This window comes from Pseudaquabacterium terrae (assembly GCF_013266755.1).
Taxonomy (GTDB): Bacteria; Pseudomonadota; Gammaproteobacteria; order Burkholderiales; family Burkholderiaceae_C; genus Pseudaquabacterium; species Pseudaquabacterium terrae.
Genome location: NZ_JABRWJ010000005.1, coordinates 38,861 through 65,706 on the forward strand (window position 1 = coordinate 38,861; position 26,846 = coordinate 65,706).

21 protein-coding genes are annotated in these 26,846 nt (G+C 69.4%); 12 read left to right on the forward strand and 9 right to left on the reverse strand.

What is annotated here, in order from left to right; translation table 11 throughout:
* Positions 1-28 precede the first annotated feature (28 nt).
* From HLB44_RS16185 to HLB44_RS16200, 4 genes are all read right to left on the reverse strand, one after another.
* Complete coding sequence (locus HLB44_RS16185) at positions 29-3,256, reverse strand: efflux RND transporter permease subunit (RefSeq protein WP_173124356.1); 3,228 nt, start codon at positions 3,254-3,256, stop codon at positions 29-31.
* An 18-nt stretch (positions 3,257-3,274) separates the two neighbouring features.
* A complete protein-coding gene (locus HLB44_RS16190) occupies positions 3,275-4,471 on the reverse strand; it encodes an efflux RND transporter periplasmic adaptor subunit (protein WP_246312312.1) in 1,197 nt (398 codons plus the stop codon).
* A gap of 188 nt (positions 4,472-4,659) precedes the next feature.
* Positions 4,660-5,760 carry a chorismate synthase gene (gene aroC / locus HLB44_RS16195; RefSeq protein ID WP_173124358.1) on the reverse strand — a complete coding sequence of 367 codons (1,101 nt, stop codon included), beginning with the start codon at positions 5,758-5,760 and terminating at the stop codon, positions 4,660-4,662.
* A 76-nt stretch (positions 5,761-5,836) separates the two neighbouring features.
* A complete protein-coding gene (locus tag HLB44_RS16200) occupies positions 5,837-6,301 on the reverse strand; it encodes a CBS domain-containing protein (protein WP_173124360.1) in 465 nt (154 codons plus the stop codon).
* 102 nt (positions 6,302-6,403) lie between these two features.
* Between HLB44_RS16200 and HLB44_RS16205 the strand changes: the two genes are divergently transcribed.
* Positions 6,404-7,705, forward strand: coding sequence for an O-acetylhomoserine aminocarboxypropyltransferase (locus tag HLB44_RS16205; RefSeq protein ID WP_173124362.1), 1,302 nt, complete (start codon positions 6,404-6,406; stop codon positions 7,703-7,705).
* 2 nt (positions 7,706-7,707) lie between these two features.
* Complete coding sequence (locus HLB44_RS16210) at positions 7,708-8,508, forward strand: alpha/beta fold hydrolase (protein WP_173124364.1); 801 nt, start codon at positions 7,708-7,710, stop codon at positions 8,506-8,508.
* Positions 8,509-8,515: 7 nt separating this feature from the next.
* Here HLB44_RS16210 and HLB44_RS16215 read toward each other — a convergent pair whose 3' ends face one another.
* Both HLB44_RS16215 and kbl read right to left on the reverse strand, forming a co-directional pair.
* A complete protein-coding gene (locus tag HLB44_RS16215; protein WP_173124366.1) occupies positions 8,516-9,481 on the reverse strand; it encodes an NAD-dependent epimerase/dehydratase family protein in 966 nt (321 codons plus the stop codon).
* Entirely contained in the window at positions 9,478-10,692 is a 1,215-nt protein-coding gene (gene kbl, locus HLB44_RS16220; RefSeq protein ID WP_173124368.1) for a glycine C-acetyltransferase, read from the reverse strand. Before kbl ends, HLB44_RS16215 begins: the two co-directional genes overlap by 4 nt.
* A gap of 79 nt (positions 10,693-10,771) precedes the next feature.
* Between kbl and HLB44_RS16225 the strand changes: the two genes are divergently transcribed.
* The 10 genes from HLB44_RS16225 (at position 10,772) to hemH (ending at position 23,712) form a co-directional block, all read left to right on the forward strand.
* Positions 10,772-11,362 carry a helix-turn-helix domain-containing protein gene (locus tag HLB44_RS16225; RefSeq protein ID WP_173124370.1) on the forward strand — a complete coding sequence of 197 codons (591 nt, stop codon included), beginning with the start codon at positions 10,772-10,774 and terminating at the stop codon, positions 11,360-11,362.
* A gap of 67 nt (positions 11,363-11,429) precedes the next feature.
* Positions 11,430-12,770 carry an amino-acid N-acetyltransferase gene (gene argA / locus HLB44_RS16230; RefSeq protein WP_173124372.1) on the forward strand — a complete coding sequence of 447 codons (1,341 nt, stop codon included), beginning with the start codon at positions 11,430-11,432 and terminating at the stop codon, positions 12,768-12,770.
* Positions 12,771-12,818: 48 nt separating this feature from the next.
* Positions 12,819-13,091 (forward strand): oxidative damage protection protein, encoded by a 273-nt coding sequence (locus HLB44_RS16235; protein ID WP_173124374.1) that lies wholly within the window; start codon positions 12,819-12,821, stop codon positions 13,089-13,091.
* A gap of 85 nt (positions 13,092-13,176) precedes the next feature.
* Positions 13,177-13,485: an H-NS histone family protein gene (locus HLB44_RS16240; protein ID WP_173124376.1), complete on the forward strand. Its 309-nt coding sequence runs from the start codon at positions 13,177-13,179 to the stop codon at positions 13,483-13,485.
* A 109-nt stretch (positions 13,486-13,594) separates the two neighbouring features.
* Complete coding sequence (locus HLB44_RS16245; RefSeq protein WP_173124378.1) at positions 13,595-16,684, forward strand: bifunctional diguanylate cyclase/phosphodiesterase; 3,090 nt, start codon at positions 13,595-13,597, stop codon at positions 16,682-16,684.
* 42 nt (positions 16,685-16,726) lie between these two features.
* Positions 16,727-18,568, forward strand: a complete 1,842-nt coding sequence (dnaG, locus tag HLB44_RS16250) for a DNA primase (protein WP_173124380.1) — start codon at positions 16,727-16,729, stop codon at positions 18,566-18,568.
* A 334-nt stretch (positions 18,569-18,902) separates the two neighbouring features.
* On the forward strand, positions 18,903-21,176 hold the full coding sequence (rpoD, locus tag HLB44_RS16255) for an RNA polymerase sigma factor RpoD (RefSeq protein ID WP_173124382.1): 2,274 nt from the start codon (positions 18,903-18,905) through the stop codon (positions 21,174-21,176).
* 109 nt (positions 21,177-21,285) lie between these two features.
* Positions 21,286-22,233: an adenylate/guanylate cyclase domain-containing protein gene (locus HLB44_RS16260; RefSeq protein WP_173124384.1), complete on the forward strand. Its 948-nt coding sequence runs from the start codon at positions 21,286-21,288 to the stop codon at positions 22,231-22,233.
* A gap of 1 nt (position 22,234) precedes the next feature.
* Entirely contained in the window at positions 22,235-22,627 is a 393-nt protein-coding gene (locus HLB44_RS16265; RefSeq protein ID WP_173124386.1) for a response regulator, read from the forward strand.
* Entirely contained in the window at positions 22,624-23,712 is a 1,089-nt protein-coding gene (hemH, locus tag HLB44_RS16270) for a ferrochelatase (RefSeq protein WP_173124388.1), read from the forward strand. Before HLB44_RS16265 ends, hemH begins: the two co-directional genes overlap by 4 nt.
* Here the strand turns inward: hemH and HLB44_RS16275 are convergent.
* From HLB44_RS16275 to HLB44_RS16285, 3 genes are read right to left on the reverse strand one after another with little or no spacing between them, the layout of a single operon-like run.
* Positions 23,709-25,220 (reverse strand): tripartite tricarboxylate transporter permease, encoded by a 1,512-nt coding sequence (locus tag HLB44_RS16275; RefSeq protein ID WP_173124390.1) that lies wholly within the window; start codon positions 25,218-25,220, stop codon positions 23,709-23,711. The genes hemH and HLB44_RS16275 overlap by 4 nt on opposite strands.
* Before the next feature lie 2 nt (positions 25,221-25,222).
* Entirely contained in the window at positions 25,223-25,714 is a 492-nt protein-coding gene (locus HLB44_RS16280; protein ID WP_173124392.1) for a tripartite tricarboxylate transporter TctB family protein, read from the reverse strand.
* Positions 25,714-26,673: a Bug family tripartite tricarboxylate transporter substrate binding protein gene (locus HLB44_RS16285; RefSeq protein ID WP_173124394.1), complete on the reverse strand. Its 960-nt coding sequence runs from the start codon at positions 26,671-26,673 to the stop codon at positions 25,714-25,716. The genes HLB44_RS16280 and HLB44_RS16285 overlap by 1 nt, the downstream gene beginning before the upstream one ends.
* Between the last annotated feature and the right edge of the window lie 173 nt (positions 26,674-26,846).

Below are 26,846 nucleotides of genomic sequence, written 5' to 3' on the forward strand. Positions count from 1 at the left end.
GGGCGGCGTTTTGCCGTTCAGCGCTCGATCAATCGCGATCCGCCGGCGCATGCGCCGGCAGCGGGCCGCCGGTGAGCTGCGGCGCTTCGTCGGCCGCCGGCTGCGGTTTCTTCTCGCGCACCAGGTAGCTGTAGAGCACCGGCACGACCACCAGCGTCAGCAGGGTCGAGGTGATCACGCCGCCGATGATCGCGCGGCCCATCGGTGCCTGGATCTCGCCGCCGTCGTTCAGCGCCAGCGCCAGCGGCAGCATGCCGAAGACCATCGCCGCGGTGGTCATCATGATCGGCCGCATGCGGATCATGCCGGCCTCGAGCAGCGCCTCGGCCACCGTCGCACCCCGCCTGCGCGCATGGTTCGCGAAGTCGACCAAGAGGATCGCGTTCTTCGTCACCAGGCCCATCAGCATCACCAGGCCGATCATCGAGAACACGTTCAGCGTCGAGCGCCAGAACAGCAGCGCCAGCATCACGCCGATCAGCGCCAGCGGCAGCGAGGCCATGATCGCGATCGGCTGCACGAAGCTGCCGAACTGCGAGGCCAGCACGATGTAGATGAAGATTGCCGCCAGCCCCATCGCCGCCAGCATGCCGGCGAAGGCTTCCTGCTGCTCCTTGGTCTCGCCGCCAACGTCGAAGCTGAAGCCCGGCGGCAGCGTGGTCTCCTTGATCAGCTTCTGCACGTCGGCACCGACGTCGCCCGAGGGCCGCCCCTGCGTGCCGGCGAAGATCGCCTCGCGCCGCTGCAGGTTCTGGCGCCGGATCACGTCGGGGTTGACCACCGGCTCGATCGTCGCGACGGTGTCGAGCGCGATCGGCGTGCCGTCCTTGGCGAAGGCCACCGGCAGGTTGCGCATCTGGTCGATGCGTTCACGCTGCTCCTCCGGCAGGCGCAGCAACACTTCCACCTGCTGGCCGTCGGGCGTCGTCCAGTGGGTTGCCACTTCGCCGTTGACGTAGGCACGCAGGCTCGAGGCCAGCTGCGGCGCCGTCAGACCGAGCTCGCGCACGGCGCCGGGCTTCAGCCGCACGGCATAGGCCGGCAGCCCGGGCTTCAGCGACAGGTCGACGTCGGCGATGCCGGGGATCTTCTTGATCTTTTCGGCAAACTCGGTCGCGATGCGGCCGAGGCCGACCGGGTCGCTGCCGAGGATCGCGACGTAGATCGGCCGGTTGAAGCCGACCGAGGCTTCGATGCCGGGGATCTTGGCGATCGACGCGCGGATCGCCTCCTCGACCTGCTTCTGCGTGCGTTTGCGCTCCTTGCGATCGATCAGCGAGATGTTCAGCGTCGCCTGGCCGCGGCCGACGGCAAAGCCCTGGCCCTGGCCGCCCACATTGGTCGATACGGTCTTGACCTCCGGGAACGTGGCCACGATCTCCTCGACCTGCCGCACCTTCTGGTCGCTGCGCTCGAGGCTCGAGCCCACCGGCATGCGCAGCGACAGCTGCGTGAAGCTCTGGTCGGTCTCGGGCACGAACTCGGTGCCGACCAGCGGCGCCAGGCCGAGCGCGCCGACGAAGCTGAGCACACCGACGCCCATCACCACGCCGCGCGGCGTGATGGTCGCCCAGCGCCAGACGCGCGGCCGGCTCTTGTCGCGTCGCTTGTCGGCATCGAAGGGCCGGCCGTAGGTGACCAGCGGCAGCAGGCGCCAGCGCCGCGGCGAGAACGCCCAGCGGATCAGCCGCTCGTAGATCGTGTGCATCAGGTCCATGCCGTGGTCGACGGCGCGGATCGACCAGCCGAGCACCGGCACCTTGCGCAGGTACGCCGACGGCGGGTCCTTCCAGATGCTCGACAGCATCGGGTCGAGCGTGAAGCTGACGAACAGGCTCACCAGCACCGCCACCGCGACGGTGATGCCGAACGGGTAGAAGAACTTGCCGATGATGCCGCCCATGAAGGCCACCGGGACGAACACCGCGCAGATCGCGAAGGTCGTCGCCATCACCGCGAGGCCGATCTCGTTGGTGCCGTCGGCCGCCGCGGTGTGGTGGTCCTTGCCCATCGCGACGTGGCGCACGATGTTCTCGCGCACCACGATCGCATCGTCGATCAGCAGGCCGATGCACAGGCTGAGCGCCATCATCGTCATGAAGTTCAGCGTGAATCCGAACGCATACACGGCGATGAAGCTGGAGATGACGGCGATCGGCAGCGTCAGCCCGGTGATGATCGTCGAGCGCCACGAGTGCAGGAACAGGAAGACGATGGCCACCGTCAGCAGCGCGCCTTCGATCAGCGTGTGCTTCAGGCCTTCGAGCGAGCCCTTGACGAAATCGCTCGACGCGAAGATCAGCCGCAGCTCGATGTCCGCCGGCAGCGTCTTGCGCACCTCCTCCATCGCCTCCTTCACGGCTTCGCCGGTGGCGACGATGTTGGCGTCCTGCTGCTTGAAGACGTTGAAGCTCACCGCGCGCTGGCCGTTGATGCGGGCCAGCGACTCGAATTCACGCTCGCGCTCGACCAACTGGCCGAGGTCGCCCAAGGTCAGCGCCAGGCCGTTGCGGCGGGCGACGACGAACTCGGTGAACTGGCGCGGGTCACGCGCGCGGCCCTCGACGCGCAGGATCGCGTCGGCGGTCGAATCCGTCAGCAGGCCGACCGGCTGGTCGACGTTGGCCTCGCGCAGCGCGGTGGCGATCTCGGCCGGCGTGATGCCGTAGGCGCGCAGCCGCGCCGGGTCGAGGTTGATGCGCACCTCGCGCACCGCCATGCCGGTGATGTCGACACGCGCCACGCCGTCGACGCGCGCCAGGCGCTTGCTCACCGTCTGGTCAGCGAGCAGCGACAGTTCGCGGCCCGAACGGCTCTTGCTCATCAGCGCCATCACGACGACCGGCTGCGCGTTGTCGTTGTTGAAGCGCACGATGGTCGGCGTCTTCGCATCCTTGGGCAGCGCGGCCTGGACCTGCGCCATGCGGTCGCGCACATCCTGCATCGCGCGCGCCATGTCGGTGTTCAGGTTGAACTCGATGCTGGTCTGGCTGCGGCCTTCGAAGCTGCGCGAGTTGATGCGCTTGACGCCACCGATGCTGTTCAGCGACTCCTCGATGACCTTGGCGATCTCGCGCTCGGCGGCTTCGGGCGATGCGCCCGGGTAGGCGACGTCGATGAAGGCGCCGGGGAACTGGATGTCGGGCATCTGCTCGACGCCCAGGCGGTTGTACGAAAAGATGCCCAGCACGAGCAACGCCACCATCACCATCGTCGCGAAGACGGGGTTCTGGATCGAAACGCGGGTGATCCACATGATCGAATCTCCTCGCGTTCAGCGGGCGGCCTGCGCGCCGGACGCGGCGGCCGAGGCCACCGCCGGCTGCCGGGCCGTGGCGATCGAGGCCTTGTGGCCTTCACGCAGGTTGTCGAAGCGCATCGCCAGCACGCGGCTGGCCGGCGTGACGCCGGTCAGCACCTCGACGCGGCCGGTGGCCTCGTCGCGGCGGCCCAAGGTCACCGCGCGGCGCAGCAGCGCGCCCTCTTCGATCAACCACACGTGATCCTGGCCCGAGGTGCTGCCGACCGCGGGAATCGGCACCGTCAGGCGCTGCTGCGCATCCTGCAGTTCGACGCGCGCGATCGCGTACTGGCCGGCGCGCAGCGTCTCCTTCGGGTTGTCGAGCGCGATCGTCACGCCGATCGAGCGCGTGCCCGGCTCGGCCGCCGGCGCGATGCGCGCGAGCTTGGCGGTCACCGGCTTGTCGACACCTTCGACCTTGACTTGCACCGTCATGCCCGGCGCCAGCGCGCCGACCTCGTGCGTGCCGACGCTGCCGGCGAGCTCGAGCTTCTGCAGATCGACCAGCGTCAGCATCTGCTGCTCGACGCTGACCTTCTCGCCCGGCAACACATGCCGCTTGGCGACGATGCCGGCGATCGGCGCGACCAGCGCGGCTTCGCGCAGGCCCACGCGCGTCATGTCCAGCGAGGCTTGCGCGGCGTTCAGCGTGGCGCGCGCGGTGTCGACCTGCGCGCGCGAGTTCTCCAGCGCATTCGGCGAGATGAAGTTCTGCGTTGCCAGGCGTTCGTTCGACGCATGCGTGCGCTCGGCCTGGGCCAGCGTTGCGCGGGCCGATTCGAGGTTCGCGTTGCGCTCGGCGACGCGGTTCGACAGCTCGGCCAGGTCGATGCGGCCGAGCGCCTGGCCAGCAGTCACGCGCTGGCCTTCGGCGACCTGCAGCGCCAGCAGCGTGCCCGAGGCCTTGGCGCGCACGATCGCGGTGTTCGGCGCCACCAGCGGGCCCGAGAACTCGATCGTCTTGGGCATCGCGGCCAGCGCCGGCTGCACCACTTCGGTCGCGCGGAATTCGAGCGGCGGCGCCGATGCGGCGCCCTTCGGGCCCTTGGCGGCGGCAGCGCTGTCAGGCGCCTTGGCCCCGGCATTGCGTTGCGTCATCACGACACCGACCGCGATCGCCACCACCACCACGGCCGCGACACCACCCCCGATCACACGACTTTTGCGCATGTTCCGTTCCTTCCGCTGCTTTGCAACGTTTGTGTAAGCGGCGGCAGTCTAGGTCGCAGAGTTCCGTGCCGCGAGGCAGTGTGCGACGAAGCGCGGCTTCCTGGCGACGAAGCGCATGCGCGGCGGATGGCCGCATCCCACCGGCGGATGAAACGCCAGCCGGGCGGACGGACTGCAGGGTTCCCGGATCAGCTGGCCGAGGCGGCGATCGGCGGCAGCGGCAGGCTCACATCACCGCACTGGGCGCGGTGGCGCAGCGCGTGGTCCATCAACACCAAGGCCAGCATGGCTTCGGCGATCGGTGCCGCGCGAATGCCCACGCAGGGGTCGTGGCGACCGAAGGTCTCGACGACGGTCGGCTGACCCGCGCGGTCGATCGACGCGCGCGGCAGGCGGATCGAGCTGGTCGGCTTGATGGCGATCGACACCACCAGGTCCTGGCCGGTCGAGATGCCGCCGAGCACGCCGCCTGAGTTGTTGCCGCGGAAACCCGCGGGCGTCAGCTCGTCGCCGTGCTCGCTGCCGCGCTGGCTGACGGCGCCGAAGCCGGCGCCGATCTCGACGCCCTTGACCGCGTTGATGCCCATCATCGCGTAGGCGATCTCGGCGTCGAGCTTGTCGAACAGCGGCTCGCCCAGCCCCACCGGCACGCCGCGGGCGCGCACCTCGATGCGCGCGCCGCAGGAGTCACCCGCCTTGCGCAACGCGTCCATGTGCTCCTCGAGCGCGGGGATCACCGCGGCATTCGGCGCGAAAAACGGGTTCAGCGGAATCTGCGACTCGTCCTCGAACGGGATGTTGATCTCGCCGAGCTGGCTCATCCAGGCGATGAAGCGCGTGCCGTGCTGCGCGTGCAGCCACTTCTTGGCCACCGCGCCGGCGGCGACCATCGGCGCCGTCAGCCGCGCCGACGAGCGGCCGCCGCCGCGCGGATCGCGCAGGCCGTACTTGCGCCAGTAGGTGTAGTCGGCATGGCCGGGGCGGAAGGTGTCGAGGATGTTGCCGTAGTCCTTGCTGCGCTGATCGGTGTTGCGGATCACGAGGCAGATCGGCGTGCCGGTGGTGTGGCCCTCGTAGACGCCGGAGAGGATCTCGACGGCATCGGGCTCATTGCGCTGCGTCACGTGGCGGCTGGTGCCGGGGCGGCGGCGGTCGAGGTCGGGCTGGATGTCGGCTTCGGACAGTGGCATCCCGGGTGGGCAGCCGTCGATCACGCAGCCGATCGCCGGACCGTGGCTCTCGCCGAAATTGGTGATGCGGAACAGTTCGCCGAAGGTGCTGCCGGACATGCTTCTCAATCTGCGGAAATGACAAGGCCCGGCGCTGCAACGCCGGGCCCCGGATTGTCGCAGCCCTGCCGCGGGCTTACAGCTTGGGTTCGGCCGCGCCTTCTTCTTCCACCGGCCAGTCGCGGATGTAGGCCTTCAGCATCCGGTTCTCGAAATCCTGGCTGTCGACGACTGCCTTGGCAACGTCGTAGAACGAGATCACGCCCATCAGCGTGCGACCGTTGAGCACCGGCATGTAGCGCGCGTGGCGGCCGAGCATCATGCGGCGCACCTCGTCGATCTCGGTCTCCGGAGTGCAGGTCAGCGGCGCGTCGTCCATCACCGTGCGCACGGTGGACGTGCCGACCGCGCCGCCGCTCTTGACCAGCGAGGCGATGACCTCGCGGAAGGTCAGCATGCCCACCAGCTCGCCATGGTTCATCACCACCAGCGAGCCGATGTCGAACTCGGCCATCGTCTGCACGGCTTGGGCCAACGGCTGCTCGGGCGGCGCCGTGTACAGCGTGCTGCCCTTGACCCGAAGGATGTCGCTGACCTTCATCTGGAAGTCTCCTCGTTCGCCGTGAAAGGCCCGGCCGCGTCGCCGGGGGTCGAAAAAACATAGCACACAATGCCCGGCCACGACACCCCACCGTTCCAGCCCATGCCCGGCCCCTCCGATCCCGGCTTCGACACCCTCGCGCTGCATGCCGGTGCCGCGCCCGACCCGGCGACCGGCGCTCGCGCCGTACCGATCCACCTGACGACCTCCTTCGTCTTCGAGAGCAGTGAGCATGCGGCGTCGCTGTTCAACATGGAGCGCTCGGGCCATGTCTACAGCCGCATCAGCAATCCCACCAATGCGGTGCTGGAAGAGCGCATCGCGGCGCTCGAAGGCGGCGTCGGCGCGATCGCCACGGCCAGCGGCCAGGCGGCGCTGCACCTGGCCATTGCCACGCTGGCCGGCGCCGGCAGCCACATCGTCGCCAGCGCAGCGCTCTATGGCGGCTCGCACAACCTGCTGGACTACACGCTGCGCCGTTTCGGCATCACGACGACCTTCGTCAAGCCCAACGACATCGAAGGCTGGCGCGCGGCGATCCGGCCCGAGACGCGGCTGGTCTTCGGCGAGACGCTCGGCAATCCGGGGCTCGACGTGCTGGACATCCCGACCGTCGCCGCCATCGCCCACGACGCCAAACTGCCGCTGCTGGTCGACTCGACCTTCACGCCACCGTGGTTGCTGAAGCCCTTCGACCACGGCGCCGACCTCATCTTCCATTCGGCGACCAAGTTCCTGTCGGGGCACGGCACGGTGGTCGGCGGGCTGCTGGTGGACTCAGGCGCCTTCGACTGGGCGGCCTCGGGCCGTTTCCCCGAGCTCAGTGCCCCCTACGACGGCTTCCACGGCATGGTCTTTGCCGAGGAGAGCACCGTCGGCGCCTTCCTGCTGCGCGCGCGCCGCGAAGGCCTGCGTGACTTCGGCGCCTGCATGAGTCCGCACACCGCGTGGCTGATCCTGCAAGGCATCGAGACGCTGCCGCTGCGCATGGCGCGGCACATCGCGAATACAAGGCGCATCGTCGAGTTCCTCGCCGGCCAGACGATGGTCGAGCGCGTCGGATATCCCGAGCTGCCGGATCATCCCGACCATGCGCTGGCGAAGCAGCTGCTGCCGCGCGGCTGCGGCGCCGTGTTCAGCTTCGACCTGAAGGGCTCGCGCAACCAGGGCAAGGCCTTCATCGAGGCGCTGAAGATCTTCTCGCACCTGGCCAACGTCGGCGACTGCCGCTCGCTGGTGATCCACCCGGCGACGACAACCCACTTTCGCATGGACGACGCGGCGCTGGCGCGTGCCGGGATCGGTCCGGGCACGATCCGGCTGTCGATCGGCCTCGAAGATGCCGACGACCTGATCGAGGACCTGAAGCGGGCCTTGCGCGTGGCCGAGAAAGCGGGAGCCTGACCATGGAAGTGAGCGTCCAGGGCCGGCGCGCCTATGCCTACACCGGCGGCAAGCCATTTGATCCGGCGCTGCCGGCGATCGTCTTACTGCACGGCGCGCTGCACGACCACAGCATCTGGACCCTGCTCGCGCGCTGGTTTGCTCACCACGGCCACGCGGTGCTGGCGGTCGACGAGCCCGGCCATGGCCGCAGCGAGGGCCCGCCGCTGCCCGACGTCGAGGCGATCGCCGACTGGACGCTGGCGCTGCTCGACGCCGTCGGTTCAGCGCAGGCGGCGCTGGTCGGCCACAGCATGGGCTCGCTGATCGCGCTCGAAGCGGCGGCGCGCGCACCCGAGCGCATCACGCGGCTGGTGATGGTCGGCACCGCCTACCCGATGAAGGTGTCGGAGGCGCTGCTGACAACCGCGCGCGACGCCCCGCTGAAGGCGATCGACATGGTCAATGCCTTCTCGATCTCGACCCATGCGAGCAAGCCGGGCTACCCCGCGCCGGGCGTGTGGCAGCACGGCGCCAACCGCGCGCTGATGCGCCGCGTGCACGCCGGACAGCCCGGGCTGAACCTGTTCCACCACGACTTCACGGTCTGCGACCGTTATGCCAACGGCCTGCAGGCCGCCGCGAAGGTGACTTGCCCCGTGCACTTCATCCTCGGCAGCGCCGACCAGATGACGAGCCCGAAGGTCACGCGCGAGATCGCGGCGGCGCTGAAGGCGCGCATCCACACGCTGCCCAGCGGGCATTGCCTGATGCAGGAGCAGCCCGACGGCGTGTTGAGCGCCCTGCGCACCGCGTTGGCGTGACCGTCACCTAACTCGCGTTCGACGCGGCCAGCAGCTGCGGCCGCAGCGCCTCGAGCATCTCGTCGACCATCGCCTGCAGGTCGTAGCGCGGCTGCCAGCCCCAGTCGCGGCGCGCCGCATCGTCGACGATGGCCTGCGGCCAGCTGTCGGCAATCGCCTGGCGGAAGTCGGGCGCGCAGTCGAGCGTGAAGCCGGGGATGCGCTTCGCGATCGCCGCGGCGATCTCGCGCGGCGTGAAGCTGAACGCGGCCAGGTTGTACGAGCCGCGCTCGCGGATCGATTCGGCTGGCGCCTCCATCAGCTCGATCGTCGCGCGGATCGCATCGGGCATGTACATCATCGGCAGCCGCGTCTCGGGGCCGAGGAAGGCGGTGTAGCGGCCGCTCTTCAGCGCGTGGTGGAAGATGTCCACCGCATAGTCGGTCGTGCCGCCGCCGGGCGGCGTCTTCCAGCTGATCAGCCCGGGGTAGCGCAGGCTGCGCACGTCGACGCCGTGGTTCTGGTGGTACCAGGCGCACCAGCGCTCGCCGGCGAGCTTGCTGATGCCGTAGACGGTGCTCGGGTCCATCACCGTTTCCTGCGGCGCGGTGCGCGGCGTGTGCGGGCCGAACGCGGCGATCGAGCTCGGCCAGAACACGCGCTCGAGCTTGACCTGGCGAGCCAGCTCCAGCACGTTCAGCAGGCCGTTCATGTTCAGGTTCCAGGCCCACTGCGGATGCTTCTCGCCGTTGGCCGACAGCGCCGCGGCGAGCAGGTAGACCTGCGTGATGCCATGGCGCTTGACCACCGTCGCCAGCGCCGCCGCGTCGGTGACGTCGAGCGCCTCGTGGCGCGCCTGCGGGATGCGGCCCTCGGGCGCCAGGTCGCTGGTGATCACCGCATCGGCGCCGTGGCGCGCGATCAGCGTCTCGCCGAGCTCGGTGCCGATCTGGCCATTGGCACCGATGATCAGGATGCGTGGCGGCGTGGTCATTGCACGAGCCCCAGTTCAAGACCGGCCTGGCGGAACGCCGCAACGGCCTTCTCCAGCTGCGCGCGCTCATGCGCCGCGCTCAACTGCACGCGAATGCGCGCCTGGCCCTTGGGCACCACCGGGAAGAAGAAACCGACGACATAGACGCCGAGCTCCAGCAGCCGCGCCGCGAGCTGCTGCGCCTTGACCGCGTCGTAGACCATGATCGGCACGATCGGATGCTCGCCCGGCTTGATGTCGAAGCCCGCGGCGCTGATCGCCTCGCGGAAGTAGCGCGTATTGGCGTGCAGCTTGTCGCGCAGCGCAGTCGAGCCTTCGAGCAGGTCGAGCACGGCGATCGATGCGCCGGCGATCGTCGGCGCCAGCGTGTTCGAGAAGAGATACGGCCGCGAGCGCTGGCGCAGCAGCTCGACCACCTCCTTCGGCCCGGCGGTGAAGCCGCCGCTGGCGCCGCCGAGCGCCTTGCCGAAGGTGCCGGTGATGATGTCGACCTTCGAGCGGCCGTTCACCAGCAGCCCGCGGTGCTCGTGCGTGCCGCGGCCGGTCGCGCCCATGAAGCCGGACGCGTGGCATTCGTCGATCGCCAGCAGCGCGCCGTGCTGATCGCACAGCGTGCGCATCGCATCGAGCTGGGCGATGGTGCCGTCCATCGAGAACACGCCGTCGGTGAAGACCATCACGAAGCGGGCGCCGCTTGCACGAGCCTGCTGCAGCTGGCGCTCCAGGTCGGCCATGTCGTTGTGCTTGTAGCGGTAGCGCTGCGCCTTGCACAGGCGAATGCCGTCGATGATCGACGCGTGGTTCAGCTCGTCGCTGATCACCGCATCCTGCTCGCCGAGCAGCGGCTCGAACAGGCCGCCGTTGGCATCGAAGGCCGCGGCGTAGAGGATCGCGTCCTCGGTGCCGACAAAGCGCGCGATGCGCTGCTCGAGCGTCTTGTGGATGTCTTGCGTGCCGCAGATGAAGCGCACCGAGCTCAAGCCGTAGCCGTGCGTGCGCAGTGCCTGATGCGCCGCCTCGATCACCTGCGGGTGCGCCGACAGGCCGAGGTAGTTGTTGGCGCACAGGTTGATCACGTCGCGGCCGTCGGCCGTGTGCACCTGCGCGCCTTGCGGCGTCGTGATGATGCGTTCGCCCTTGAAGAGGCCCGCATCGCGCAGGCCCTGCAGCTCGGAGCGCACGTGGTCGAGGAATTCAGCGGTGTCGGCCATGATGCTTTCTATCGAACGTGTTCGACTTAACGAACGATTCGTGCACTATACTGAACAACACTTCAGGCGACAAGACCCGATGAGCATCCCCTCGCCCCGCCCCGCCCCGCCCGAGCCGCCACGCGTCGGCCAGGCGCTCGCCGCGCTGCGCGAGCAGCAGCAGCTGTCGCTCGACGAGCTGTCGCGCCGCGCCGGCGTATCGAAGTCGATGTTGTCGCAGATCGAGCGGGCGCAGGCGAACCCGACGGTCGCCGTGGTCTGGCGCCTGGCCAATGCGCTCGGCGTGCCGCTGGCCGACCTGCTGGCCGATGCGCCGCGCGCCGAGGCGCCGGTGATCACCACCGTCGCCGCGCAGGACACGCCCACGCTGGGCGCACCCGACGCCCGCTGCCGGCTGCGCATCCTGGGCCCGATCGAGCTCGCCGGGCGCTTCGAGTGGTACGAGCTGACCCTGCAGCCCGGTGCCGCGCTCGAGTCCGCGCCGCACGAGCCCGGCTCGCGCGAGCACCTGAGCGTGCTCAGCGGCCAGATCGACCTCGAGGCCGGAGACGCCAGCACGCGGCTGAAGAGCGGCGAGACCGCGCGTTATCCGGTCGACCGGCCGCACGCGATCCGCAATGCCGGCCGCACGGTGGCGCAGGCGCTGCTCGTCGTGCTGCACGCACCCTAGGCGCACCCCGGGGGCCGAGCCCGCTCGGGCGCCGGCGCCTTCGCTGCACGGCACAATCCGGCCCACGATGAGCCTGGTCTTCCCGCACACCTTCGTTCCCTGGTTTCGCGCCGTTGCGCCGTACATCCACAAGTACCGCGGCAATACCTTCGTGGTCGGCGTGACCGGCGAGCTGATCGCCGCCGGCAAGCTGAATGCCTTCGTGCAGGACCTGGCGATCCTGCATGCGATGGGCATCAAGCTGGTGCTGGTGCACGGCTTCCGCCCGCAGGTCAATGAACAACTGGCGGCCAAGGGCCAGACCTCGCGCTACCACCGCGGCACGCGCATCACCGATGCCGTGACGCTCGATTGCGCGCAGGAAGCCGCCGGCCAGCTGCGATTCGAGATCGAAGCCGCCTTTTCCCAGGGCCTGCCGAACACGCCGATGGCCAATGCGACGGTGCGCGTGGTGTCGGGCAACTTCCTGACCGCGCGCCCGATCGGCATCGTCGACGGCGTCGACTACATGCATTCGGGCGTCGTGCGCCGCGTCGACTCGGCGGCGATGCGGCGTGCGATCGACATCGGCGCAACGGTGCTGCTGAGCCCCTTCGGCTTCTCGCCCACCGGCGAAGCCTTCAACCTGACGATGGAAGAAGTGGCCACCGCCACCGCCGTCGCGCTGCAGGCCGACAAGCTGCTGTTCCTGACCGAGATCGCCGGCATCCAGGAAGATCCGAAGGATCCCGACAGCGCGATCGACACCGAGCTGGCGCTGGCCGACGCCAAGCGCCTCCTCGCGGCACTGCCGCCGCCGAACCAGCCGACCGACCTGGCGTTCTACCTGCAGTACTGCGTCAAGGCCTGCGAAGGCGGGGTCGAGCGCTCGCACATCCTGCCGCTGGCCGTCGACGGCGCGATCCTGCAGGAGGTCTTCACGCACGACGGCATCGGCACGATGGTCGTCGACGAGAAGCTCGAGAGCGTGCACGAGGCCACCGCCGACGATGTCGGCGGCATCCTGCAGCTGATCGAACCGTTCGAGCGCGACGGCACGCTGGTGCGCCGCGAACGCACCGAGATCGAACGCGACATCGCCAATTACACGGTGATCGAGCACGACGGCGTGATATTCGGCTGCGCCGCGCTCTACCCTTATCCCGAGGCGCGTACCGCAGAAATGGCCGCACTGACCGTTTCGCCGCAGGTGCAGAGCCAGGGCGACGGCGAGCGGCTGCTCAAACGCATCGAGCAACGCGCCCGCTCGCTCGGGCTGGACAGTATCTTCGTGCTGACGACGCGCACGATGCACTGGTTCATCAAGCGCGGTTTTGCCCAGGTCGACCCCGACTGGTTGCCCGAGGCGCGCAAACGCAAATACAACTGGGACCGGCGCTCGCAGGTGCTGGTCAAGAAACTGGGCTGAACGGCCCCGTCCGACGCGATTCCCATACTCGTTTCCCGGAGATTCCCCATGGCCCGCACCATTCAATGCGTCTATCTGAAGAAGGAAGCCGAAGGCCTCGACTTTCCGATGTACCCCGGCGAGCTGGGCAAGCGCATCTACGACAACGTCAGCAAGGAAGCCTGGCAGCTGTGGATGAAGCACCAGACGATGCTGGTCAATGAAAACCGCCTGAATCTGGCCGACCAGCGCGCGCGGCAATATCTGGCGCGCCAGATGGAGCGATTCTTTTTCGGCGAAGGTGCCGACCAGCCGGCCGGGTATGTGCCGCCGAATCCCTGATATTCGGCGCGGCGCGTGAAAACCAGGAATCGGCGCGGTCCGGCGCGGCCTATACTGCCGCGCTGATTTTCCGGAGACCGACCCGATGCCCTCCTTGCAGGACCTGCTGGCCCAGCGCGCCGAAATCGAACGCAAGATCGCCGAGGCGCAGCGCGAGGAACGCGCCGCGGCCATCGCGAAGATCAAGGCCTTGATGGCCGAATACGGTTTGACGGCCGCCGACCTGGCCGGCAAGGTCGCGGCGCCGAAGCCGGCCAAGGCCGGCGGCGGCAAGGTGGCGCCGAAATTCCGCAATGCCGCGACCGGCGAAACCTGGTCCGGCCGCGGGCTGCAGCCGAAGTGGCTGAAGTCGGCGCTGGCGACCGGCCGCACGCTCGAAGACTTCGCGATCTGAAGCGGGCCTCCCGGCACGTGGCGCATCGCTTGACCCAGCCCCGATTCAGGGGCCACTCGGTCATGGGTCGGCCGCCGGGATGTCAGCGGCGATGCGCCTAGCATCGCAAATGCCCGTCAGCTGGTCCACCGTCTTGTCGCCGCTCGAGTCCCTCGCCCTGTCGCCCGCTGCCGCGCTGCTGCTGCGCTGGCTCGGGCGTTTCGCCGCGGCGCTGTCGCTGCTCATCGCCGCCGGCATGCTGGGCCGGGCGTTCCCGTCGGCCGGGCCGCTGCTGTGGCCGCTGTCGGGCGTGGCGCTGGCGGTGCTGCTGCGCTGGGGCAGCGCGCAGCTGCCCGCCGTGGCGCTCGCCGTCTGGGTCGTCGCCTGGAGCGCCGAGGCCAGCCCCTGGCTCGCACTGGCGATCACCGTCGGCAGCACCGCCGGCCCGTGGCTCGCGGCGCGCTGGCTGGCGCGCGCGAACTTCAGCGGCCGCCTCGAGCAGTACCGCGATCTCGGCCTGCTGCTGGGCGCCGGCGTCTTCGGCGCCAGCCTGCTGAGCGCGGCGAACGGCGCCGTCTGGCTCGCCGTCGCCGGCCGCATCGGCGCACTCGAGCTGCCGATCGCCTGGCTGCAGCGCTGGATCGCCGAAACGCTCGGCCTGCTGGTCGCCGGTCTGCCGCTGCTGGCCTTCAGCACGCGCAGCTGGTCGCGTGCTTTCGACGGCGGCAATCGCCTGATCACGCCGCTGCTGCTGGCCGGCAGCCTCGCCGCGACGATCGCGGCCGTGCTGCTCGCGCCCGGCGGCACCCCCGCCACGTTCGCCTGGCTGATGCTGCCGCCGGTGCTGCTGTGCGCGCTGGCCTTGCGCAGCGGGCTGGCCGTCGCATCGGCGGGTGTGCTGGTGCTGTGCAGCGGCCTGCTGCTGGCCACTGCCGCCGGCGCGGGTCCGTTCGCCGCGCTGCCGGGCGGCAGTCCGGCCGTCCTGCTGTGGGCCTACAGCGCGGCGCTGGTGGCCGTGGTGCTGCTGCCGCATGTCTCGATCGGCGAGCTGGCCCGGCTGGAAGAGCGTTCGCAGCTGGCGCTCGAAGGCTCGGACCTCGGCGTCGCCGACTGGAACCTGCAGACGGGCGACGGCTTCACGTCGCGGCGCTGGCGCGCGCTGATGGACGACCCGAGCGGCATGCAGACCGCGACGATCGAGCGCTGGCTCGCCCGCGTGCATCCGGACGAACGCGCCGCGCTGCGCAGCGTGCTGGCCGCTGTCGACGGCAGCCCGCAAGGCGCCGGCCTGCGCCACGAGGCGCGGCTGCGCGTGCGCGACGCCTGGTGCTGGTTCGACGTGCACGTGACGGTCGTCGAGCGCGACGACACCGGCGAGCCGGTGCGCGTGCTGGCCTCGCTGGCCGACATCGGCGCGCGGCGCAGCGCCGAGGATCGCCAGCGCCTGTCGTCGAACCTCTTCATGCACCTGCACGAAGGCCTGCTGATCACCGACGCCGAGTTCCGCGTCCTCGACGCCAACCCGACCTATTCGCGCATCACCGGCGTGCCGCGCGAAGAACTGCTGGGCAGCGTGCCGAGCCTGCTGCGCCCGGTCGCGCCCGATGCCTTCACGCGCCAGCAGCAGGCCAGCCTCTGGGCGGCGCTGCGCTCGAGCGGCAACTGGGTCGGCGAGATCGTCGAGCGCCGGCGCAGCGGCGACCCGTGCGCACTGCACGTCACGGTGTCCGCGGTGCACGGCCCCGATGGCGCGCTGCGCTACCACGTGCTCGTCGTCAGCGACGTCACCGAGCAGCGCCTGCAGCACGAGCGCATGGAGCGCCAGGCCAATTTCGACGAGCTGACCCGGCTGCCGAACCGCGCCCGCCTGAGCCAGCTGCTGGTCGAGGCGATGGCCTCGACCGACCGCGAAGGATTCCTGATGGCGGTCTGCTACCTCGATCTCGACCATTTCAAGGCGATCAACGAGCGCTTCGGCCACCAGGCCGGCGACCGCCTGCTGGCCGAGCTGGCGGCGCGGCTGCGCACCGCGTTGCGCGCCCGCGGCACGGCCTGGTCCGATGTCATCGCGCGCCTGGGCGGCGACGAATTCGCGCTGCTGCTGCGCGCCGGCACGGTCGACGAAGCGCGCTCGGCGGTCGAGCGCGTGCTGCGCGTCGTCGCGCAGCCTTTCGTGCTGACGAGCGGCGGCGACCCGATCGTCATCACCGCCAGCGTCGGCGCGACGCTCTACCCGCTCGACGGCAGCGACGCCGACACGCTGCTGCGCCACGCCGACCACGCGATGTACGGCGCCAAGCAGTCGGGCCGCAACGGCTACCTGTTCTTCGACCCCGAGCACAGCCGGCTGGCCGAGGAGCGCGTGGTGGCGATCGGCCGCGTGCAGGAGGCGCTCGATCACGACGAGCTGACGCTGTACTACCAGCCGAAGGTCGACCTGAAGCGCGGCGTCGTGCTCGGCGTCGAGGCGCTGCTGCGCTGGAATCACCCGGAGCACGGCCTGGTGCCGCCGGCGCAGTTCCTGCCGCTGATCGAGCACACGGGGCTCTCGGCACGCATCGGCGACCACGTGCTGGCGCGCGCGCTGGACCAGCTCGACGCCTGGTCAGCCGAGGGGCTGGACCTGTCGGTCAGCGTCAACATCTCGGCGCGTCACCTGCAGGAGCCTGACTTCGCACAGCGGCTGGCCGAGCTGCTGGCGCGCCACGAACGGCCGCTGGGCCCGCGGCTCGAGCTCGAAGTGCTGGAGACCGCCGCGCTGACCGACATCGGCTTCACGTCGTCGCTGCTCGAGCGCTGCGCCAGGCTCGGCGTGCGCTGGGCGCTCGACGACTTCGGCACCGGCTATTCGACGCTGACCTACCTGAAGCGCCTGCCGCTGCAGGTGCTGAAGATCGACCGCTCCTTCGTCGCCAACATGCTGACCGACGCGCAGGACCGGGCGATCGTCGAGGGCGTGATCAGCCTCGCCCGCACCTTCGACTGCACTGCCGTCGCCGAGGGTGTCGAGACGCCGGCGCAGGCGCGCCTGCTGCTGGACATGGGCTGCGAGGTCGGCCAGGGCGCCGGCATCGCCGCGCCGATGCCGGCGGCCGAGGTCGCCGGCTGGGTGCGCGAGTGGCGCGGCCTGTTCGCGCTGGCGGCTGCGCCGGCGGTGCCGCCGCCGCAGCCGGGCGCCAGGCGTGCACCCGGCAGCGTCCTGGGCGGCGACAGCCTCTGAACGCCGGCGCCCGGCGCCAGCCGCCTCGATAGACTCTCTCCCGTGCTGCCCCAAGGATTCATCCAGGACCTGGTCTCCCGCGTCGACATCGTCGAGGTGGTCGGCCGCCATGTCGAGCTGAAGAAAGCCGGCATCAACCACAAGGGGCTGTGCCCGTTCCACGGCGAAAAGACGCCGAGCTTCATCGTCAGCCCGTCGCGCCAGACCTACCACTGCTTCGGCTGCGGCGCCCACGGCGACGCGATCCGCTTCCTGACCGAACAAGGCGGCCTGGGCTTCATCGACGCGGTGCGCGAGCTCGCGCAGCAGGTCGGCCTGGTCGTGCCGGAAGACTCGGCGAGCCCCGAGGACCGCGCCCGCGCGGCGCAGGAACGCGAGCAGCGGGCCACCTTGAGCGACCTGCTCGAACGCGCCGGCGAGCACTATCGGCAGGCCTTGAAGGCCAACCCGCGCGCGATCGACTACCTGAAGCGGCGCGGGCTGACCGGCGCGATCGCCGCGCGCTTCGGCCTCGGCTACGCGAGCGACGGCTGGCGCACGCTGGCCAGCGTCTTTCCGCGTTATGACGATCCGCAGCTGGCCGAGTGCGGTCTGGTGATCGTGCAGGGCCTGGACGAAGGCTTGAGCGAAGCCGAGCAGAAGCGCTACGACCGCTTTCGCGACCGCATCATGTTCCCGATCCGCTCGGTGCGCGGCGAGGTCATCGGCTTCGGCGGCCGCGTGCTCGACCAGGGCGAGCCGAAGTACCTCAATTCGCCCGAAACGCCGGTGTTCCACAAGGGCCAGGAGCTGTACGGCCTGTTCGAGGCGCGGCAGGCACTGCGCGAACGCGGGTATGCGCTGGTCGTCGAGGGCTACATGGACGTCGTCGCGCTCGCGCAGTCGGGTTTCGGCAATGCGGTCGCGACGCTCGGCACCGCCTGCACCGCCGAGCACGTCGCGAAGCTGTTCCGCTTCACCGAGTCGGTGGTCTTCAGCTTCGACGGCGACTCAGCCGGCCGGCGCGCCGCGGCGCGCGCGCTGGAGGCGGCGCTGCCGCATGCGAGCGATCTGCGCTCGGTGCGTTTCCTGTTCCTGCCGCCGGAACACGACCCCGACAGCTTCGTGCGCGAGCAGGGGCCCGCGGCCTTCGACGCGGCGGTGGCCGCCGCGGTGCCGCTGTCGAGCCAGCTGCTCGCGCAGGCGGCGGTCGATTGCGACCTGGCCACCGCCGAGGGACGCTCGAAGATGCTGGGCCAGGCCCGGCCGCTGATCGAGCAGTTGCCCGACGGGCTGCTGCGCGAACAGCTGCTCACCGAGCTGGCGCAGCGCGGCGGCGTCGAGCCGGCGACGCTGGCGGCGCACTGGTCGCGCGGCAAGCGCCGCGAGGCGGCGGCCGAGCGCCAGCCGGCCCCGGCCTTCCGGCCCCGGGCGATGGGCGGCATGCGCGCACCGCCACAGACCGCGACGCTGCTCGATCGCAGCGCCTGGCTGCTGGCCCGCCACGCCGCGCTGTGGCAGGAGTTGCCGGCCGACGACCACGATCTGCTGGCCAGCCAGCCCGCGCCCTACGGTGGCTTCTTCGCGGCCCTGGAACGGGTCTGCCACGACCACGGCCCGATGACGATGGCCGCGCTGCTCGAAGAGCTCGAGCGCGACCCCGAGGCCGAGGTGCTGCGGCCGCTGCTGGTCCGCGTGCGCGGCTTCCACGAGATGGACGACGAGGATCCGGCCTCGCAGGTCAATGCCGTGCTGCTGCGCCTGCGCCAGCGGGCGATCGACGACGAGCTGCAATGGTTGATCGAGTCCGGCGAGCTCTCCGAAGCGGCCACTGCGCGCCGCAACGCGTTGATCGCGCTGCGCGCCGAGCTGAAGAACGCGGCAGCCGCCAGCGCGGCGCGTTGAGGTCGTCCGCAGGTGCGTTTTTGACGTAAGCGGCAAACACGCCGATAATGCTGGTTTGGTTGCATCGGCAAGAGTGACGGCAGCACCTCCGGGCCCCGGCCACCCGCGACACGGGTACGCATAGCGATAAGGCCACCCTTACCCGCAAGGGCTGCACAGTAAAGACGTCCACGCGAACTTGCCCGGCCGATCCGAATCCACCATGCCTGGGGGCTCCCGGGGGCGTCGTCACAGCCATTCAATGGCTGTTGCCGCGCCGCGTCGCGTGCTGTCCGCGCGCCGCAGGATTCTCTGGTCGGAAAAGCAACTTTCCGAAGACCGCGCAAGGAACCGCATGAACGCCAAGAAGACCGACGACGTCGTCGCCAAGACACCCGCGCCCGCCGACGTGGCCGCCAAGCACAAGCCGGCTGCCGACGACCACAAGGCCAAGACTGCCGCGGCGACTCCGGCCAAGCCGGCGAAGGCCGAGACCAAGACGCCGGCCAAGGCCGAGGCCAAGACCGCTGCCGCCAAGCCGGCCGCGAAGACTCCCGCCGCGAAGGGCGGCAAGGCGGCCGTTGCGAAGGGCAAGGAAGCACCGAAGAAGGCCGAGGAAGAAGATCTGGCCGACATCGAGGCCGAATTCGAGGCCGAGCCGGAAGTCGAGGTCGTCGAGGAAGGCACCACCGAAACCGCCGAGAAGGCCAAGCCGCTGCGCATGAAGGTGTCGCGCGCCAAGGAGCGCGCGCTGATGCGCGAGTTCGGTCTCGACGAGACGACGCTCACGGAAGAGGAAGTCGCCAAGCGCCGCCTCGAGCTGAAGACGCTCATCAAGATGGGCAAGACGCGTGGTTTCCTGACGCACCAGGAGATCAACGATCACCTGCCCGAGAAGCTGGTCGAGAACGAGATCCTCGAGGCGATCGTCTCGATGCTCAACGACATGGGCATCGCGGTCTACGAGCAGGCGCCCGACGCGGCGACGCTGCTGATCGCCGGCGGCAACACCACCACCGCCACCGAGGAAGAAGCCGAGGAAGCCGCCGAGGCCGCGCTGTCGACGGTCGACTCCGAGTTCGGCCGCACCACCGATCCGGTGCGCATGTACATGCGCGAGATGGGCTCGGTCGAGCTGCTGACGCGCGAGGGCGAGATCGAGATCGCCAAGCGCATCGAGGGCGGCCTGCAATCGATGATGCAGGCGATCTCCGCGTCGCCGAAGACCATCGCCGAGATCCTCGCGATGTCCGAGCGCATCGGCGCCGGCGAGATGCAGATCTCCGAGGTCGTCGACGGTTTCGTCTCCGACGATGAAGCCGACGACTACGTCGCCGAAGAAGACTTCGACGAATTCGACGAAGAGGACGACGACGACGGCCAGGGCGGCAGCAAGGCACTGACCAAGAAGCTCGAGGAGCTGAAGGCGCAGGCGCTGGAGCGCTTCGGGACCGTGCGCATCCACTTCGACAAGATGCGCAAGGCCTTCGAGAAGGAAGGCTACAACTCGGCGGGCTACAACAAGGCCCAGCACATGCTGACCGAGGATCTGATGACGATCCGCTTCACGGTCAAGACGATCGAGAAGCTGTGCGACGTGCTGCGCTCGCAGGTCGACGACGTGCGCCGCTTCGAGCGCGAGATCCGCAAGATCGTGGTCGACCGCTGCGGCATGCCGCAGGACCACTTCATCAAGACCTTCCCGCCCAACATCCTGAACCTGAAGTGGGCCGAGAAGGAAGTTCACGCGGCGAAGAACTACAGCGCGATCATGGGCCGCAACCTGCCGGCGATCCAGGAGCTGCAGCAGAAGCTGATCGACCTGCAGCAGCATGCGGTGGTGCCGCTCGATGATCTGAAGGAGATCAACCGCAAGATGAATGCGGGCGAGAAGGCCAGCCGCGATGCGAAGAAGGAGATGATCGAGGCCAACCTGCGCCTGGTGATCTCGATCGCCAAGAAGTACACCAACCGCGGCCTGCAGTTCCTCGACCTGATCCAGGAAGGCAACATCGGCCTGATGAAGGCGGTGGACAAGTTCGAATACCGCCGCGGCTACAAGTTCTCGACCTACGCCACGTGGTGGATCCGCCAGGCCATCACCCGCTCGATCGCCGACCAGGCGCGCACGATCCGCATCCCGGTGCACATGATCGAGACGATCAACAAGATGAACCGCATCTCGCGCCAGCACCTGCAGGAATTCGGCTTCGAGCCGGATGCGCCGACGCTGGCCGAGAAGATGGAGATCCCCGAGGACAAGATCCGCAAGATCATGAAGATCGCCAAGGAGCCGATCTCCATGGAAACGCCGATCGGCGACGACGACGATTCGCATCTGGGCGACTTCATCGAGGACACCAACAACACCGCGCCGATCGAAGCGGCGATGCAGGCCGGCCTGCGCGATGTCGTCAAGGACATCCTCGATTCGCTGACGCCGCGCGAAGCCAAGGTGCTGCGCATGCGCTTCGGCATCGAGATGTCGACCGACCACACGCTGGAAGAAGTCGGCAAGCAGTTCGACGTCACGCGCGAGCGCATCCGCCAGATCGAGGCCAAGGCGATCCGCAAGCTCAAGCATCCGAGCCGCTCGGACAAGCTGCGCACGTACCTGGACAACCTGTAAGGTTGGCCGCAGACGTGACCTTCGGCTGGCCGAAAACGGCCTTCCGACAGGGGATGCGAGGCGCCGGCGCCGCTGCCGGCGCCGGTTCGAGCGTTTAAACTCGCCCGCCATGACGCGCATTTCCGAGCGCACCGTGCTGTTCGCCGACCTGCGCGGCAGCACCTCGCTGTACGAGGTCCTCGGCAATGCCGAGGCGACCTCGGTCGTCACGCACACGGTGACGACGGTGGCGCGCGCCGTGCCGGCCTGCGGTGGCCAGGTGATCAAGACGCTGGGCGATGGCCTGATGGCGGTCTTCGACGACTCGTCCCAGGGCCTGCTCGCGGCGCAGCAGATGCATGAAGACCTCGACCAGCTGGTCACGCGCGGCCGCGAGCGCGGCGCATCGGCCGGCTTGCGCGGCTTGCGCCTGCAGGTGGCGCTGGCGCGCGGCGAGATCGTCGAGATGGCGGGCGACTGCTACGGCGATGCGGTCAACGTCGCCGCCCGCCTGCTCGACCATGCCGGCGACAACGAGACGCTGATCACCGCCGAGGTAATGCGCGGGCTGCCGCTGGCGGCGCAGAAGCGCTTTCGCAGCCTCGACTGGATGCACCTGCGCGGTCGCGCCGAGCCGGTGCAGGTGCATGTGCTCGGCGGCCGCCGCGGCATCACCGACACCGCGGCGACGCAATTCGGCCTGGTCGCACCGTCGATCGAGCCCGAGGCGGTGCGCCTGATGTGGCTGGACATCAACGAGGTCTACGACGGCGAGCACATGCCGGTCGTGCTCGGCCGCAGCCCGCAGGCGCATTTCCGCGTCGACGACTCGCGCGTGTCGCGCTCGCATGCACGGCTCGACTGGCACAGCGGCGTGTTCCAGATCACCGACTTGAGCTACAACGGCACCTACGTGCGTTTCGCCAATGCCGAGGAAGTCGTCAGCCTGCGCCGCGGCAGCTGCACGCTGCACGGCAGCGGCGTGATCGGCCTCGGCGGATCACCCTCCGACCCGATGGCGCCCACCGTGCGCTTCGAGGTGCTGTCCTTCCTCGACACCGTGCCGCACCCCTCCTGATGTGAGCCCCGCCCCCGCCCCGCCGCGGCGCGTGCTCTACGCCGAGGACGACCGCGTCGCCGCGCTGCTGTTCACCGAAGCGCTGCGCGAGCGTGGCGACTACGAAGTGCAGGTGGCCGAAGACGGCGCCGAGGCGTTGGCCATCGTGCGCGACTGGCCCCCGGACGTGCTGGTGCTCGACGCGCACCTGCCGGACACCAGCGGCCTCGCGCTGCTTGCGCAGCTGCGGCAGCTGGCCGGGCTCGCGAACGTGCCGGCCTTCGTCTGCTCTGCCGACGAGCAGCCCGAGGACCAGCAGCGCCACCTGAGTGCCGGCTTCTGCGGCTACTGGGTCAAGCCGATCGACCGCCGGCGCCTGTTGGCCGAGCTCGACCGTCTGCCGCCGACTCGATGAGCTTCGCGCCCGAGCCGCCGCATCTGCATGACCGCGCGGAGCGCACCGCCGTGCTGCTGATCAACCTGGGCTCGCCGGCCGCGCCGACGGCAGCCGCGCTGCGCCGCTACCTGGCCGAGTTCCTGTCCGATCCGCGCGTCGTCGAGATTCCGCGCCCACTGTGGTGGCTGCTGCTGCACGGGTTGCTGCTGCGCGTGCGGCCGGCGCAGTCGGCCGCCAAGTACGCGGCAATCTGGACGCCCGACGGCTCGCCGCTGCTGACCTGGTCCGCGCGCCAGGCCAAGCGGCTGCAAGGCAACCTCGGCCAGCGTGGCCACCAGCTGCTCGTGCGCCACGCGATGCGCTATGGCGCGCCGTCGATCGGATCCGCGCTCGACGCGCTCAAGGCCGAAGGCGCGACGCGCATCCTGGTGCTGCCGCTGTACCCGCAGTACGCCGCGGCGACGACGGCCAGCGCGTTCGACGCAGTCGCCGCCTGGGCGCGGCGCATCCGCCGCCTGCCGGAGCTGCGCTTCGTCAACCACTACCACGACGACCCCGGCTACATCGATGCCCTGGCCGACAGCGTGCGCGAGCACTGGCGTCGCGAGGGCCGCGCGGACAAGCTGGTGATGAGCTTCCACGGCCTGCCGGCGCGCACGCTGGCACTTGGCGACCCCTACCACTGCGAATGCCAGGTGACCGCGCGGCTGCTGGCCGAACGGCTGCAGCTGCAAGCCCAGGACTACATCGTCAGCTTCCAGAGCCGCCTCGGCCGCGCCAGGTGGCTGCAGCCCTACACCGAGCCGACGCTGAAGCGGCTGGCGGCCGAAGGCGTGCGCACGGTCGATGCGATCTGCCCCGGCTTCGCGGCCGACAACCTCGAGACGCTGGAAGAGATCGGCATCGAGGGCAAGGCGGCGTTCCTAGGTGCCGGCGGCAAGGAGTTCCGCCTGGTGCCTTGCCTCAACGACCGCGACCCCTGGATGCGCGCGCTGACCGAGCTGAGCTTGCAGCACCTGCAGGGCTGGCCCACGCAGGTGCCGGATCCGGCGCTGCTCGACGAGCAGGCCAGGCGTGCCGTGGCCGCCGGCGCGCCGCGTTAGGTCCGCGCGGCGTTCAAGCGCCCCTGGCGCCGGCTGAACCAGCCGACCGCACGCGGCAGCACCAGCACCGCGATCACGACCACCAGCAGCGTTGCCGACATCGGCCGCTCGATGAACACGGTCCACTTGCCCTCGCCGATCGACAGCGCATTGCGCATCTGCGCCTCGGCCAGCGGCCCCAGGATCATGCCGACGACGACCGGGGCGGCCGGGAAGCCGAAGCGCCGCATCACCACGCCGAGCAGGCCGATCGCGTACAGCAGCACCAGGTCGAACGCCGACTGCCGCATGCCGTAGACGCCGACCGTCGCGAAGATCAGGATGCCGGCGTACAGCGGCGCCTTCGGGATCTTCAGCAGCTTGACCCACAGGCCGACCAGCGGCAGGTTCAGCACCAGCAGCATCACGTTGCCGATGTACAGCGAGGCGATCAGCGCCCACACCAGCGCCGCGTTCTTGTCGAACAGCTGCGGCCCCGGCTGGATGCCGTAGTTCTGGAATGCGCCGAGCAGGATCGCCGTCGTGTTCGAGGTCGGGATGCCGAGCGTCAGCAGCGGGATCAGCGTCGCGGTGATCGCCGCGTTGTTGGCTGCCTCCGGACCGGCGACGCCTTCGATCGCACCGGTGGTGCCGAACTCCTCCTTGTGCTTCGACAGCTTCTTCTCGGTCGCATAGCTGAGGAAGGTCGGGATCTCGCTGCCGCCCGCCGGAATCGTGCCGAACGGGAAGCCGATGAAGGTCGCGCGCAGCCACGCCGGTATCGAGCGCCGCCACTCCGCGGCGGTCATGTGGACTCGGCTCATGCGGTTCTGGGTCTCGACCTCGCGGCCCTGGTACAGCACCGCGTACAGCGCCTCGGCGACCGCGAACAGGCCGACGGCGATCAGCACCACCTCGAGCCCGTCCATCAGCTCCGGCACGCCGCCGGTGTAGCGGGCCTGGCCGGTGAGCTGGTCGATGCCGACCAGCCCCATCGCCAGCCCGACGAACAGCGCCGTCAGGCCGCGCAGCGTGCTGCCGCCGAGCACCGCGCTGACGGTGCAGAAGGCCAGCACCATCAGCATGAAGTACTCGGGCGGCCCGAGCTTGACCGCGAATTCGGCGACCACCGGAGCGAACAGCGTGACCAGCACGGTGGCGATGGTGCCGGCGACGAACGAGCCGATCGCCGCGGTGGCCAGCGCCGCACCGGCGCGGCCGTTCTTGGCCATCTTGTTGCCTTCCATGGCGGTGACCATGGAGCCGGCCTCGCCCGGCGTGTTCAGCAGGATCGAGGTCGTCGAGCCGCCGTACATCGCGCCGTAGTAGATGCCGGCGAAGAAGATCATCGATGCCGTCGCCTCGACCTTCAGCGTGATCGGCAGCAGCATCGCCACCGCGGTCGCCGGCCCGATGCCGGGCAACACGCCCACCGCCGTGCCGATGGTGCAGCCGAGCAGCGCCCACAGCAGGTTGACCGGCGTGCCCGCCGTCATGAAGCCCTGCAGCAACTGGTTCCAGATATCCATCATCACAGCCACCCGGTGCCGGTCAGCCCGGGCAGGTTGATTGCCAACGCCTTGGTGAACATCCAGTACACCGGTGCGGAGATCGCAGCGCCGATCGCCGCGTCGATCAGCCAGGCACGGGGGCTCAGGTCGAGCTGCCCTTCCGAGGCCTTGAAGCCGCGCACCGCCATCACGAAGCACAGCGTGCAGCTCAGGATGAAGCCGATCGTCGTGATCAGCGCGGCGTTCGCGAGGATGCCGGCCGAGACCCAGACGAAGGCCGGCCAGTCACCGCGCGCGGCGCCCTCGGGCGCCTCCATCTGCCGGAAGCCGCCGCTGTTGGCCTCCCAGACCAACAGACCGCCGCACAGCAGCATCGCCGATGCGACGAGCCACGGCAGGAAATTCGGGCCGACGCCGGCGTAGCCCGCGTCGCCCGAAATGCCGATGGCGCCGGCGGCGAGCAGCGCGCCGAGGCCCAGCACACCCACACCCACCAGCGCCTGCAGCTTCATCAGACCATCCCGGACTTGACCATCACCGCCCGCAGGCTGGCGAATTCATCGTCGACGAACTTCTCGAACTCGGGCCCGGCCATCAGCGCGGCGGTCCAGTTGTTCTTCTCCATCGCGTCGGACCAGGCCTTGCTCTTGGTCGCCTTGATCACCATCTCGGTCAGCGCCTTGCGCTGGTCGGCGTTGATGCCCGGCGCGCCATAGACCCCGCGCCAGTTGCCGATCACGACGTTGATGCCCTGCTCCTTCAGCGTCGGCACCTCGATGCCCTTCAGCCGCTTGTCGGAGGTGACGGCGATCGCCCGCATCTTGCCGCTGTTGATGTACTCGGCGAACTCGCTGTAGCCGCTGCCGCCGATCGACACGTTGCCGCCGAGGATCGCCGCCGTCGCCTCGCCACCCCCCCGGAACGCGACGTAGTTGATCTTCGCCGGATCGACGCCCACTTCACGCGCGATCATCGCCGCGGCGATGTGTTCCGTCGAGCCGCGCGAGCCCCCGCCCCACTTGATGCTGCCGGGGTCCTTCTTCATCTGCTCGACGACGTCCTTCATCGTCTTGTGCGGCGAATTCGCCGGCAGCACGAAGACGTTGTACTCGCTGGTCAGGCGCGCCAGCGGCGTGGCCTGCGACAGGGTGACCGGCGGCTTGCCGGTGATGATGCCCCCGAGCATCACCGCGCCCATCACCATCAGCGCATTCGGATCGCCCTTGCTGCCGTTGACGAACTGCGCCAGGCCGATCGCGCCGGCAGCGCCACCCTTGTTGTCGTAGCTCACCGACGAGGCGACGCCGGCGTCCTGCATCGCCTTGCCGAGTGCGCGGCCGGTGGTGTCCCAGCCGCCGCCGGGGTTGGCGGGAATCATCATCTTGAGGTTGGCCGACGCCCGTGCGGACAGCGGCAGCATGCCGGCTGCGGCCAGCGTGGCCATCGACTTGAGGAAAGCGTCGCGACGCATGTTGTGTCTCCTGGTCGGTTGGAAAACAGCATGCATCGTGACCAGCCAGGCTGTCGATCGGCTGTCGACCGACCTAGGGGAACTCCTGACAGGCACCGTTGCGGCAGCCCCATTGCAGGCGCCCGATGCAACCATTGCGCGACGTGTGAGCTGTTATCGATCGTTACCACATG